The sequence below is a fragment of the Roseivirga sp. AWQ4_251 genome (genome assembly GCF_056158225.1).
The window spans coordinates 2,086,462-2,100,171 of the sequence record NZ_JBSWSW010000001.1; the positions used below are offsets into that span (position 1 = coordinate 2,086,462).

General features: G+C 39.4%; 13 protein-coding genes. 7 read left to right on the plus strand and 6 right to left on the minus strand.

Translation table 11 applies throughout. The features are described 5' to 3' along the window. Positions 1 to 16: 16 nt before the first annotated feature. A complete protein-coding gene (locus ACXACJ_RS09085; protein ID WP_475134047.1) occupies positions 17 to 1,279 on the minus strand; it encodes a hypothetical protein in 1,263 nt (420 codons plus the stop codon). 7 nt (positions 1,280 to 1,286) lie between these two features. Beyond that, positions 1,287 to 1,862 (minus strand): YceI family protein, encoded by a 576-nt coding sequence (locus ACXACJ_RS09090; protein WP_475134048.1) that lies wholly within the window; start codon positions 1,860 to 1,862, stop codon positions 1,287 to 1,289. Between the two features lie 261 nt (positions 1,863 to 2,123). On the opposite strand from ACXACJ_RS09090, the gene ACXACJ_RS09095 reads away from it, so the two are divergent. The 5 genes from ACXACJ_RS09095 (at position 2,124) to ACXACJ_RS09115 (ending at position 6,140) form a co-directional block, all read left to right on the plus strand. After that, on the plus strand, positions 2,124 to 2,744 hold the full coding sequence (locus tag ACXACJ_RS09095) for an RNA polymerase sigma factor (protein ID WP_475134049.1): 621 nt from the start codon (positions 2,124 to 2,126) through the stop codon (positions 2,742 to 2,744). Continuing rightward, positions 2,734 to 3,543, plus strand: coding sequence for an anti-sigma factor family protein (locus ACXACJ_RS09100; RefSeq protein WP_475134050.1), 810 nt, complete (start codon positions 2,734 to 2,736; stop codon positions 3,541 to 3,543). Before ACXACJ_RS09095 ends, ACXACJ_RS09100 begins: the two co-directional genes overlap by 11 nt. Before the next feature lie 2 nt (positions 3,544 to 3,545). Then, the gene (locus ACXACJ_RS09105; protein ID WP_475134051.1) at positions 3,546 to 4,157 is read left to right on the plus strand and encodes a hypothetical protein; all 612 of its coding nucleotides are present in this window, start codon (positions 3,546 to 3,548) and stop codon (positions 4,155 to 4,157) included. 19 nt (positions 4,158 to 4,176) lie between these two features. Beyond that, positions 4,177 to 5,532, plus strand: coding sequence for a hypothetical protein (locus ACXACJ_RS09110; protein WP_475134052.1), 1,356 nt, complete (start codon positions 4,177 to 4,179; stop codon positions 5,530 to 5,532). 140 nt (positions 5,533 to 5,672) lie between these two features. Then, positions 5,673 to 6,140: a heme-binding domain-containing protein gene (locus tag ACXACJ_RS09115; RefSeq protein ID WP_475134053.1), complete on the plus strand. Its 468-nt coding sequence runs from the start codon at positions 5,673 to 5,675 to the stop codon at positions 6,138 to 6,140. Between the two features lie 56 nt (positions 6,141 to 6,196). Here ACXACJ_RS09115 and ACXACJ_RS09120 read toward each other — a convergent pair whose 3' ends face one another. Genes ACXACJ_RS09120 through sdaAB form a run of 3 tightly spaced genes read right to left on the minus strand, consistent with a single transcriptional unit; the run spans position 6,197 to position 9,717 of the window. Continuing rightward, complete coding sequence (locus ACXACJ_RS09120) at positions 6,197 to 7,582, minus strand: efflux RND transporter periplasmic adaptor subunit (protein ID WP_475134054.1); 1,386 nt, start codon at positions 7,580 to 7,582, stop codon at positions 6,197 to 6,199. 1 nt (position 7,583) lies between these two features. Further along, positions 7,584 to 9,029: a TolC family protein gene (locus ACXACJ_RS09125; protein ID WP_475134055.1), complete on the minus strand. Its 1,446-nt coding sequence runs from the start codon at positions 9,027 to 9,029 to the stop codon at positions 7,584 to 7,586. Between the two features lie 10 nt (positions 9,030 to 9,039). Continuing rightward, positions 9,040 to 9,717, minus strand: coding sequence for an L-serine ammonia-lyase, iron-sulfur-dependent subunit beta (gene sdaAB / locus ACXACJ_RS09130; protein ID WP_475134056.1), 678 nt, complete (start codon positions 9,715 to 9,717; stop codon positions 9,040 to 9,042). Between the two features lie 81 nt (positions 9,718 to 9,798). Here sdaAB and ACXACJ_RS09135 point away from each other — a divergent pair, with 81 nt between their 5' ends. Further along, positions 9,799 to 10,605, plus strand: a complete 807-nt coding sequence (locus ACXACJ_RS09135; RefSeq protein WP_475134057.1) for an aminotransferase class IV — start codon at positions 9,799 to 9,801, stop codon at positions 10,603 to 10,605. Here ACXACJ_RS09135 and ACXACJ_RS09140 read toward each other — a convergent pair. After that, positions 10,583 to 11,377 (minus strand): thymidylate synthase, encoded by a 795-nt coding sequence (locus ACXACJ_RS09140; protein ID WP_475134058.1) that lies wholly within the window; start codon positions 11,375 to 11,377, stop codon positions 10,583 to 10,585. The two genes, ACXACJ_RS09135 and ACXACJ_RS09140, sit on opposite strands and share 23 nt — an antisense overlap. A 101-nt stretch (positions 11,378 to 11,478) precedes the next feature. Between ACXACJ_RS09140 and ACXACJ_RS09145 the strand changes: the two genes are divergently transcribed. Further along, on the plus strand, positions 11,479 to 13,695 hold the full coding sequence (locus ACXACJ_RS09145) for an efflux RND transporter permease subunit (protein WP_475134059.1): 2,217 nt from the start codon (positions 11,479 to 11,481) through the stop codon (positions 13,693 to 13,695). Positions 13,696 to 13,710 lie beyond the last annotated feature (15 nt).

The window sequence follows — 13,710 nt, forward strand, 5'->3', positions numbered from 1 at the left end:
TGTGTCAGTTTTGGTATTAGAAGCCAATTACTGCTTCGAGTACGATACCGTTGAATTTACCATCTTGGTAGCGGCTGTTGTTGAAACCAGCACCAGAGTATTCTTGATTTACGTATTCAAGTTTCATAAGCACGTTGTTAGTCATGAACCAACCACCGCCAAGGTTCAATCGGCTTATATCCTGGGTTGCAGCATTGTCAGCTTTTTCACCGCTTACTGAGTTGTATCGGCCACCAAGATACCATTGCTCATTCACTCCAAATCTGTATAGGGCTTCCAAACCAAGTTGTGTAAAGCTTCCGCCAACAGCATCATTACCATTTGAACTTACTTCATACACTCCGAAGAACTCAAGGCCTTGATACTTAACGAATGGGTTAATCTGAATAGCAGTATGATAAGCAAAACCAGGGTTGAATCTTGGGTCGAAGTTGCTACCTCCATTGGCCACTGTTGCCAACAAGCTGTAGTATCTACCTCCTGCTCTATCACCATTGTAGATATAGTCTCGAGTACCTTTATCTGAGCTAGAGTATAATGAACCTGTCAATCTCAGTCTTAAGTCGTCATTCATTTGTTTGTCCCAACCTACTTTGCTGTAGAATACGAACCCATCGTCTCCTTTTACCGGGCTTTGATTCAATCTACCATTGGTTATACCCGCAACCAAAATCCAGTCAGAAGGCTGCAAAGTCACCTCCAAGAATGGTTCAGTAGTAAAGGCATCCATAATGTAGTTTCCAACAAATGGGTTGTAGATAGCCATTGCGTTATCAGATCTTCTGAACTGCGCATCACCATAGTTTATTTGGTCCATACCCACACGAATGGTAGCTATATCCATCAAGCCAGACAAGAATCCCTCTTGAATGAAGTCTAACTTATCGAACTGCAGGTATCCACCTTTTACATAAGCCTGAGTGTGGTTACGAGAAGAGAGGTAGGTTCTCAAGTGCATTCTCATACCATCGGCCAATTGTGCGTCTATGTTAAGGTTTGCAGTTGGTAGGTTAAAGTTTGAACCTAAATCCACTAATGGATCACCCACTACAGAATTTTCATGACTTAAACCCTGAAACTGAATGGCAAAGTCGCCACCAACTCTTACGTGGAAGCCTTCATACTTAACGGTATCTGCTTTTGGGGTTTCAAATACATTCAGACCCGATTTTCCGGCTGGTCTGTAGAACTGAAGAGGTTTGCGGGTATCTACCTGCGCGAAGGTCATTACGCTGCTTAATAAGAACAGAATAACGAGTGTGAATCTAAAAGTTTTCATGGTTATATTAGTTTTGGAAAGTTGCATTGAATTCGATGGTGACTTCGTCACCGGTTTTGATTGTGCCCATTAAGGCGGTTGGTGGTTCTACATTGAAAGATGTAAGATTGAATGTTGTAGAACCTGTCAATTGGATTGAAGATGATTTCTCGGTTACGTTCACTTCAAACTGAACTTCTTTGGTAGTTCCTGCTAAAGTGAGTTTTCCTTTAATCACACCTTTTGCTCCATTCGACTCAAATGAACCTAATTGGAATTTGATCTGTGGATTATCATCGGTTTTAAGCGCGTTGTAAGCATTCTTATCCATGCCTTTTTTACCGCTTTTTAAAGTCTCAGCCGTAAGCTGAACAGAACCCGAGATAAACTCTATACTGCCAGATTTAACATTGGCTACACAACTTCCTTTGGCTTCTTGGCTTTCCATATGCCAATCGTGAAGCGTGGAAGTACCTTTTACTATAAAACTCTGGTTGGCTTCGCTTAACTTAAAAGTAGTTTGAGCTTGAAGGCCCTGAACACCTAAGAAAATGCTAGCAGCCAAAACCAGTCTGAAAAATGATTGATGATTGATGAGTTTCATCGCCTTATCGTTTTGATTACACAACAAAGGTGCGCTAATATTTAGGGGATTGAATTGATGTCGATCAACTGAAAAAGTGACCTTGGTTACCTAAAAAACCTGATCTAAATCATGTATTTCACTTCTTAGTTTATTACAACTATAATTAACTGAAATTCAGATGATTAAAATTCAACAATAAGTAAGCGGAAACATTTTCATAAATTCCATCAAACTTTTTTCACGCGTGTTTCATCCTAAAGTTGGGAAGACGATAATTCAATGAAGGAAATCAGCCTGATGCCACAAACCAACTTCTTAATCACAGCAGCGAAAGAGGGTGATGCAATTGCGCTAAACCAGTTGGTTAAGCAATGGTATAAGCGCATTTACAATTTTGCTTATAAATATTTTGCCGATCACGATCAGGCCATGGAGGTGACTCAGAAAACATTCATTTCCATGAATAAAAACTTAGCCTCTCTTAAAGATGAAGCCAGTTTCAAATCGTGGTTGTATAGAATAGCCAGCAACTATTGCCATGAAGAAGCTCGCAGGCAACAGAAGAAATGGATTTTTCCATTCATGAAAATTCAAGGCAAAAACGATAAGACCCAAATTGAAAACACCGAAACTACCCACAGAAATGCCGACCCTGAAAGAGAGTTTGGCAATTTGGAACTGAAAGATGTGCTAAAGAAAGCTCTAGCCGCTTTACCGGAAGAACAACGCATGGTGGTGATTATGAAAGAATATGAAGGCCTGAAAATTAGAGAAATAGCAGAGGCCATGAATATTTCTGAAAACACAGTTAAATCGAGATTATACTACGCTTTAGGCTCTTTAAAAAAGCAGCTTGAGCAATGGAACATTAATAAAGAAACGATTCATTATGAGCTATAAACCAACCAACGAAGACCTGATAGCCTATCTCTACGATGAGCTGGGCCAGGAAGATAAGGCTCGGATTGAAGAATACTTAAAATCGAATCCTGAAGCCCAGAAGGAATTAGAGGAGATGGAATCTACCCGAATGGCTATGAACCATTGGGATGATGAAGAAATCACTCCGCAAGCTCCTCTCCTTTTACCACGCACAAACGATGAGTGGTTGTATTGGAGAAAATATGTGGCCGTAGCAGCTACCATACTACTGATTATTACAGCAGGTTGGGCTTCCGGGTTTACATTCAACTATTCCGAACAAGGTTTACAACTGGGTTTTGGTGAAATCCACAATGGCCTAAGCGAAGATGAAGTCAATCAGCTTTTGGCCAGAAACACGGAAGAAGTTTACAAAAGAGTAAGCCAGAATATTGGCTCAGTAAAAGATAGTTTAGGTTCTGAAATGCAAGTTTTGCAGGCTGGACTAAACTACCAAGCAGGCCTCATTGAAAACGTACCGCTTACAAAAACTGAAATAGACCTCAACATTGCCGAACAAAAAGCTCAATTGATTAATCAGATGGCCGATTTGAGTGATAGAATGAAAGATGATTATAGGCAGATTTTCAGAGAACTGATCGTGAGTTTTTCCGACAACTGGCAAACCCAACGAATTGAAGATTTAAATAATATCCAAGCGGCCTTCACTCAACTAGAAGACGCTACAATTAACAAGCATTTGGAAATTGAAGATGCGCTCATCAACCTTTCCAATGAAGTAAGAATAATGGCTCGAAATTCTCCAAACAACAAATAACAATGGTCAAAAACTCAAAATATCTATTGGCAATCTTGGGGCTGGTGGTTCAGTTCTCCTTAAATGCTCAATCCGGAAATGGAAACTTCAATGCGATTGAACGTGATGCCGAAGTCACTCGCGTAACCTTTGAAAACTTTCTAAAAAAGTGGAGCGATGAACCCTTAATGAACGTTTTCAGTCACTCTGAAGCAGAATATCAAAAAGGTAAAGGACTTACAATAAAGCTTTTAGCTGAAAATGCACGGATTTTCATCAACGTGCAAAGCAGAATGTTTACCAATGCAGATGCCGAAGTTATGGACACTTTCTTTTCAGAAAACATGGTAAAACTTCAACAAGAAAGACTTCAGAAATCAATCAGCAAATTCCTTATCGATTTCAACACTTATTTGCCCAAACTACCAAACAATGAGAGCATTCAGTTCATCCTTGATGTAAAGGACCCTGAAGACAAAAACGAAAAAGAAGAAGAGCAGAAACCAACTCCCCTAGCCTATAAACGCACTTACACATTGGAGGCTAAAGTGCAGGTTTCTGATTTCGAGAACTTCAAACAAGGCTCGATCAATTCTCAAGAATTTTCAACCAAAATCAATTTTGAAACAAAGTAAAAGAATCAATATCTGAATTATGAAAACGAAAACAACATTCAAATTAGCGCTGATGATCATGGGATTTACGGCCCTGGCTTCACCCGCAAAAGCGCAGCAAAACAGCTTGTCAGAAGTAGTGGTAGCAGGGTATCCAAGCCGTGAGGTGGATTTATCAGAGCTTTCTAAAATGGATAAAGACATCCATATTTTAGAAAACGTATTAGACGAAATTTTCTCTGATGGAAGAGCATCCTTCTTTGGTTCAAGAGGAGCAAAAGGTGTAAACATTCCCAGCACAGGCGTCATTTTTAACGTGAACAGCAATATGCTTTTCGGTTCTGGATACACTACTTATAATGATGTGGTATTTGCTCAAGGTTTTAAAAAGTCTGTGGAAATAACGGACAAGAACAAAGAAGTTACCGAAGAAGACATGAACAAGTTAAATGAGGAAAAAGAGGCTAAAATTGCTGACTTGGCGAAGAACTTTCTGGCCAACTACGGTAGCTTATTAACCGAACTCTCTGATTCAGAAAAAGTACAGGTTTCGTGTGAATACACCCTCCATGTAAAATCTGAAAACACAAAAATCAACGGGGCATATGCAATAATCTCTAGCTCTCGCGGGGATAACAAAAGAAGGCTTAGCGTTATGGCTACCTACAAAGACTTAAAGGATTTTGCCTCTGGTAAAATCAATGAAAGCAGCATTATGTCTAAAATCAAAGTGACTAAATCAGGAACTGATGAAAAAGGAATGCTCGATGCAAAAATATTGGCTGGTATTTTCGATGATTTGTTCTCTAGCTCCATCAGCAATGCTTTTACCAGAAGCGGCAGCACCTCTTGGACATACTTTGAAGGTTTTGGAGTGATGTATAACCTTAATCTCTCTTCAAGAAATGCTCGTTCCGTATTCTATTTAAGAGATTCAGGAACAGGGGCTGTTGGCGTAGGCAAAGATGATAAAACAGAAGAGGAATTGAATAAAGAGATGGAAGAAGCCTACCCTCAATTGGAAGACATTTTGAAAGAGAACCTAGTGAAATATGGCAGAACACTTAGAAGTTTAGGAGACGATGAAGTGATTATCATGAATGTAAACTTGAACGGTATCAGCAGAAATTCTAAAGTACCAAGAAGCATTCGCATGGTAGTTAGCAAAAAGACAATCGATGCGTTTTCTAGCGGACAAAGAAGTTTGGAACAAGTAAAGGAGCAAATAGACATTAAAAAGCTAGCTTCTAACACTTCCATCCCAGGCTTTACAACCATCGGATCTGACCTCTATTATAGCGTAGCTCCAGCTTCTGGGGCCACCTCAACGACTATAATAAATGGAAAAGCAGTCCATGGAACCGGAGCTATCTCCATCAGCTCTGACAATAATTAACATACATTTTCAGCAGTTTTGAAAAGCCCGGCTGGTCACCGGGCTTTTCTTTTTTAAGTCATTTTTAAGATTTGGCATTCCCTTCTATTCTCAGGAATTTTTGATATTACATGCTGTAAGAACCAAATTCATCTCACATTATGAAAAAGATATTGCGTTATGTGCTCCTTTTCCTGCTCTTTGTTTTTATAGTAATTCAGTTTATTAACAGGCCAGAAAAAATAGCTGAACCCGTTACTGAAAATGACATAATTGAAATATTGAACGTAGATCAATCTATGGCTTCAATGCTGAAAGGCGCTTGTTATGATTGCCATTCCAATCAGCCTAGTTACCCTTGGTATGCCAATGTTGCCCCTGTGAGTTGGTGGATAGCTGAGCACATTGAACACGGGAGAGATGAGTTAAACTTTTCTGAATGGGGCACTTATTCCGCTAGAAAGCGAGACCATAAATTGGATGAAATGGTAGAAGAGGTAGAAGCCGGACATATGCCTTTACCAAATTATACTCCTATGCACAAAGAGGCTCAACTTTCAGAAGCACAAATTGAAGATTTGAAAAAATGGGTGGCTCAAGAACGAGCTAAAATTGCAGAAGAAGGCTAAAAAAAGGGGCTGAATCAGATGATTCAGCCCCTTTTTTCTATTCAATTTATTTCAGACTAGTTGTTTCCAGCGGTTGTTCCTCCGAAAGATTTAGCCTCAGTTTTTTCCACTAAGTCACCTTCTTTGATTTGCTTCGACACTACAAAGAAAGGCCCTGAAATTACTTGATCCCCTTCTTTAATACCTTGAATTACCTCGATATTATCGTAGTCACTGATTCCAGTTTTAACTTCCACCATTTTCGCTTTTCCACCATCATTGATGAACACAACTTCTTTGATATCCTCTTCCTGTGCTGGCTTAGCGCTTGGTGAATTTGGAGTTTCATTGTCTTGTGAAGGCGCTGAATTAACCACACCACCCTTATCGTTCAAGTTACGCGTAGTTACTGCTGCTAAAGGAACTGAAAGAACGTTATTTTTAGTAGTGGTGATAATTTCAACACTCGCTGTCATACCAGGACGGAATGGAGATGGGCCTTGAATTTCAGACATCAAATCTTGGAAAGATTCATTCAAGATTCTTATTTTCACTTGGAATTCAGTTACCGCATCAGCTGATGATTTAGTATTGGCTGTATTAGCAATTGCAGTTACAACACCTTGGAATTTCTTATCCATAGAAGTATATGAGTTTACATCAATTACTGCCGTATCCCCTAAAGAAACCCTGATAATGTCGTTCTCATTCACATCAACTTGAACTTCCATTTTGGTAAGGTCAGCAATACGCATCATTTCAGTACCAGCCATTTGTTGAGTCCCAACTACACGTTCACCTTTTTCAACATCTAACTTAGAAATGGTTCCGCTAGAAGGGGCTCTCACAACGGTAAGACGAACGTTCTCTTCTGCTTCTTGAACAGTAGCCTCACTCGATTTGATGATAAACTCAGCCGCTTTAACACTTTCTTCTGAAGCTTCAAGGTTTTGTTTTGCTACTTCATAATTTGCTTTAGCAGTTTCGAAATCAGCATCAGAAATTACGTTCTCCTTTTTCAACTGCTCAGCTCTTTTATAAGCCAATTCTGATTGAGTTAATTGAGCTTTGTTTCTAGAAACCTGCGCTTTGCTTGATGCTAAGTTGGCACGTTGCTGATTTAAGTTTGCTCTGGCTCTATCTAAAGCAGACTGAAGGTTATCAGGTCTGATTTTCACCAAAACCATTCCTTCATTTACATAATCGCCCTCTTCTACATTCAATTCAATAATTTCCCCAGCAACATCAGGGCTAAGCTTGATTTCGGTAACAGGTTGAACAACTCCAGAAGCTGTTACTTTTTCAACAATAGTTGTACGTTTTGCTTCAGCCATTTGAACTTTCAGGGTGTTTGGCTGACCGATAAAACCAGCTTGCTTACCTACAATGGCAATTACGATAATCAATACTAGCGCAATAAGCAGTATATAGATTAACTTATTTGATCCTTTTTTCTTAGCCATGTTATTTTAATGTAATTGGGTTTCCTAAATAAAAATCTAAAATCTTGGTTCTAAATACGTACTCGTATTTGTTTCGAATCAAGTCTGCTCTAGCGGCAAACAGGTTATTGTTCGACACCTGATACTCTACAAAATTCACATCACCAACATTGTAACGTTGCTCTGTAGCTCTGAAAAACTCTTCTAAAGCTGCCACTCTTTTAAGTGTAGCGTTATACGTATTTAATGCTGCCAAAGCGCTATTGTAAGCAGATTCAATGGTTTGTCTCAATTGATTCTTCACATTTTGAGAAGTGATTTCAGCTCTTTGCTGAGCGATTTTTGCTCTTTGCAAATTGGCACTGTTTGAGTATCTGCTAAAAATTGGAACATTCAAGTTTAATGAAACCGATTCACCACGGTTATCAGCGTATTGATTCAAAACGCCATACTTATCTGAATAAACAGGAACATTCTGTACAGTTGAGTTAGAGAAAACGCTTTGATTAGTACCTTGTACAAATCCAATTTGTTGACTTGGAATTGTTACTGGCTCAGTTCTTAACAAATCTCTTGCTCTATCTGAGTGGTTGGTAGAAATACTTCCACTCAAACTTAATGAAGGATAGAAAGAACCTTTAGCAATTCTCACTCCCATGTCGCTACTTTCAATACCAAGTTCAGCACTTTTCACTTCTGGCTGACCTTCTAAAGCAACTTGATAAATCTGAGATGGTGATTCACTAGCTAACACAATTTGATCAATGTCAATTTCAGGAGCCACAATTTCCAATTCCTCATCGGCCGACATTTGCATCGCCTGCTTAAGGTTCAAAATCCCAAGCCTTAATGCGTTTTCAGCATTTACAACTGAAACCTCATTGGTAGCCACCTGCGATTCTAAATCCAATTGATTGGTTAAAGGAAGTGACCCTGCTTGAACCAATTTTTGAGTACGCTCCAATTGGCTTTTGGCCGACTCTAATTGAAATTGAGCGTTGTTAAGCTGTTCTTGATTCAAAAGAACATTCAAAAAGTTTGTGGCTACAGTAACCCCAATGTCATTTTTGGCTTTCTCAACATCAAACTCACTAGCATCGAGATTCAACTCGTTTTGCTTGATTCTGTTTCTAAGAATTCCTCCGTTGAACAATGTTACCGATGCATTAGCAGAAACCCCACTACTTAAGAAGTCAGTCGAGATAAAGCTATTGGATACAGGATCAATGGTTCTACCAAAAGATTTACCCACTCTACCATTGGCATTTACGCTAGGTAACAGGGAAAACTTTGATTCTTTGAGAGAAATCTCATTGTTCAATTTGGTCAGTTCGCTATTTCGAACTGTCAGGTTGTTTTGCCATGCGTAATTTATGCATTGTTCAAGCGTCCATCCACTTTGACCATAGGACGAAAAGAACATACACAGACCGGCAATACCGAGGTAAAGTTTTCTTTTCCAAATCATGTTTTAGAGTTTAAAAATCTATGTCGGGTATGTAAATGACCTTTTTCACCCAACTCAAATGGTTCAAATATTCAATTGTTAGTTTATCCAGCCCTGAATCAGCTTCTATAAAGTGACAAGCCAAGTCGGATTTACCTTTACGGTTTACCGACATGTTCGCAATATTGCATTCTGAATTAGAAAGTACGCTGGCAATAAAGGCAATGGCTCCTTTTCTATCTTCTGCGGTTATAATTAGGGTGTGAAGATTGGCATTGAAGCCTGCAGAGAATCCGTTCACTCCTGTAATCTTAATTACTCCTCCTCCTCTACTTTCGCCAATTACCTCCACAGTTTCACCTTTGGCAGTCACTCTAATTTTAACAGTATTAGGGTGCATGGTTAGAGAATTACCCACAGAACGGAAACTAAAAACAAAGCCCGCCTTTTCTGCTTCATCAAAAGCAGTTTTTATGCGTGTATCGTCCGTTTTAAAATCAAGTAATCCTGCAATTATGGCTCTGTCGCTACCATGCCCTTCGTAGGTTCGGGCAAATGAATTGTAAAAAGTGATTTCGGCACTTTCTGGAGAACATCCCAAAATTTTTCTGGCCACTCTACCGATTCTCACCACTCCTGCGGTATGAGAACTCGATGGGCCAATCATAACGGGACCAATCATGTCAAAAACACTACTCTGCTCAGCCATTGGTTAATTTATTCTGCTTTCAATATTAGATAAATATCGCCTACTTAGTCGCGCAATCTGTTTAAGTGGTTCATTACCTACATGAAAGCGATATTTAATTCCCGACTCATCTCAATCGAAAAACTTAGTCTCGATCATCGGAATCGTGCATTCTGCTATGGAGACGGCCTGTTCGAAACAATTGTTACAGGCCCTAACCGAATTAATTTGATTGATTTTCATTTAGAAAGATTAATCAAAGGATGCACAGTTTTGGGAATCCGACCTCCTGAATTTTCAAGCTTTTCTTTAACCAAAATGATTAGTGACTTAGCCGAAGAAAATCAGGTGCAGGGCAACATTCGCGCAAGATTACAAGTTTGGCGCGAGAATGGCGGCCTTTATACCCCAGAAAATTCAAATTCTTGTTTTCTGTTAGAAGTGGCCGAAAGCATAACCAATCCATTTAGCCAAGCCGAAACCATTGGAATAGCCGAAAAAGCCATTGTCAATCTTTCTCCTACTTCGTTCGCTAAAACAATGAGTGCCCTACCCTATGTGTTAGCAGGTGTTGAAAGAAAGGCAAAAAATTGGGACGATATTATTCTGCTGAATGGTGATGGCTACTTAGCCGAAACCCACATCGCAAATCTATTTTGGGTTAAAGAAGGGAAATTATATACGCCAAGCCTTTCCACCGGTTGTATCGAGGGCGTAATGCGAAAGTGGATCTTGAATCAAATCGAAGTTGAAGAAGTAAAAGAAGCACCTGTTGTTTTAGAAAGTGCCGAAATGATTTTCAGCACAAATGCCAGCGGCATTAAATACTTCAGAACTTTCAATGGAAAAGAATATAAAAGCCCGGAAACCATTCTGGGCAATTTAATTACACAGCTACAGCCGCTTTAATATGTGGGTGTGGATCGTAGCCAACCAATTCAAAATCTTCAAATTTAAAATCAAAGATATTCTTAACCTCAGGATTAATCTTCATAGTTGGTAAAGGCCGAAAATCTCTTGAAAGCTGCAATTCTGCTTGCTCAAAGTGATTTGAGTATAAATGAGCATCGCCAAAAGTGTGAACAAATTCACCCGGCTCTAAATCGCAAACCTGAGCTACCATTAGCACCAACAATGCATAAGATGCTATGTTAAAAGGAACACCTAAAAATACATCTGCGCTGCGTTGATATAACTGGCAAGAGAGTTTGCCATCAGCTACATAGAATTGGAAAAACGCATGACAAGGAGGTAAAGCCATGTTATCTACATCGGCTACATTCCAAGCGCTTACTATCAAACGTCTTGAATTGGGGTTATTCTTAATTTGATCAATCACCTTCGTAATCTGATCGATGGTACCGCCATCTCTTGCTGGCCAATTTCTCCACTGATAGCCATAAACTGGCCCTAGATTGCCTTCATCGTCAGCCCATTCGTCCCAAATAGAAACACCATTTTCTTTCAAATAGGAAATGTTGGTATCCCCTTTCAGAAACCACAAAAGCTCGTGGATGATCGATCGTAAATGAAGCTTTTTGGTGGTGATTACAGGAAAACCTTCTGATAAATCGAAACGCATCTGATAACCAAAAACACTTCTGGTGCCTGTCCCAGTTCTATCTCCTTTATCTACACCATTGGCCAAAATGTGCCTCATCAAATCATGATACTGTTTCATATTCCAGAAATCTTTTGCGTTCGTTCGACTTCAAAATAAGGCAATTTTGAAACGAAAGCGAAGTTGGTGGGTTAAAGTTTTTGATCACTATATTTACAAATGTGAATAAACGCCAAGCCTACAGCGGACTACTCCTCATTCTTCTCATTACTCTGGCCTTAGGCTCTCAAATTCGCTTCCTAAAGTTCAACGATAATTTCGATTCATTTTTTCCCGAAGGCGACACAGATCTTGAATACTATTTAGGCATAACCGAAGAATTTGGCGTTTACAACAACTTCCTGCTTCTCTCTATTCAAGATGAAGACCCTTTGGGTTCAAATTTTCTTCAAAGAATAGATGAACTCACGCAAAAATTGGAAAAAGAGAAAGCCATTGAAGCCGTTATTTCACCAACAAACTATAAGCGGTTTCAGGTTACTCCTTTGAGTGTAAACAGCTTCAACGTTTTCCCTCCCAATCGGGATATTGAATGGAAAGACATTGAAAACAATGAACGTGTTTATGGCCAGTTTTTTGGCAAGGATGACAAATCGCTTGGCTTGATTCTTCGCCATATTGAGTTTGGAGATAAAAAACTGGCCGATGCCTTTTATGAAGAACTCCAAAATGAACTGGAAAACAGCGGATTTAATGACTATATCATTTCCGGCAAAGTTCAGGCGCAATATGATTTTTCAATCCGGTTGAAGAACGAATTGGCTACACTCCTAGGCATTGCAGTTTTGGTGGTAATCACCATGTTGGTTATCGTTTTTGGCTCTTTTAGAGGAGTAATCATTCCGTTACTCGCTCTGCTTATTACCCTAATTTGGATGATGGGATTTTTCGGGCTGATGCGGCATCCCGTGGATATTCTTTCTATCATGATTCCTCCTATTCTGCTGGTTGTATCCATGTCGGATGTAATTCATCTCTGCAACAAATTCAATGATCTTCTAAAAACTGAACAAGGAGTTTCATCGGCATTGAAACACAGCATTAAACATGTGGGTTTGGCCACCTTGCTAACCTCACTCACTACGGCTGTGGGCTTTTTCTCACTCATTGTTTCACCAGTAAGTCCGATTAAAAACTTCGGTATCTATACAGGTGTTGGTGTGGTAATCGCCTTTGTGGTTATTTTCATCACCGTTCCTTGCCTACTGACAATTTTGGGTAAAAGCTTACATGGAAAAAAGAGGAGTCAAACCGATTGGTCTACAAGACTGAATATGGTTTTTAGCTGGATTATAAAGCGAAAATCGGGCATCACTCTTACTTCATTCGCGCTTTTAGTATTAGGCATTTTGGCAACCCTGTGGGTGAAAAAGAACACTTACATTTTTGTTGGGGTAGATAAGAATGACCCGCTCACAGCAACCGTTCAATATTTCGATAAATACTATGATGGAAGTCGCCCGTTTGAAATGACTTTCACGCTGCCTAGCGAAAGTTCACTTTTCACTTCAGAAACTTTAGAAGCCCTAGATCAAACCGAAAACTATTTAAAAGCCACATACGGAGTGAGCCATATTGAATCTCCATTAGCCATTATTAAAACCATAAACCAAGCATTGAATGGCGGCTCAAATCGTGCATATATTTTGCCCAAGGCAGAAGATTTGGCCAGAATCAAAAGGTTCTATTATTCTGGAAAGTTTGAAGATTTCAGAAATCGTGTTCAGTCTGAAAACGGTATTACGATGAGAATTAATGGCCGCATGCAAGATATTGGAAGTGCCGAAGCTCGAAAGCGAAATCAGGCCTTCGAAACCTTTATGGCCCAAAACATAGATAACAACTCATACCATTATCGGCTTACGGGTACATCTTACCTGATTGACAAAACCGATGATTACATTGTAACTTCTATTATTAAAGGACTTCTTATTGCTATTGTAATTGTGGCTGGGCTTATGCTTCTTATTGCCAGAAGTTGGTACATTATGCTGGTTGCCGTTTTTGTAAATGTTTTGCCTTTAATAATGCTCAGCGGAATTATGGGGCTTCTTCATGTCGATTTGAATATTGCTACCGCAGTGATTTTCAGTATAGCTTTTGGTATTGCTGTAGACGATAGTATCCACTTTATTACCTGTTATAAATTGGAAAGAAAAACGCACGACCATCGCGAAGCGATTCAGCGCACCTTCATTTCGGCTGGAAAAAGCATTTTGCTGACCACTCTGGTGCTTTCCGTTGGTTTTATGGTTTTTCTATGCTCTGGCTTTAGCACTACTTTCTATATAGGCCTTTTTTCAGCTATCACTTTTGCTTTGGCAGTAGCAGCCGATATGATTTTACTTCCTGCTCTGTTGGCTTGGAAGAAGAAGTGATATTATTTATTTTTT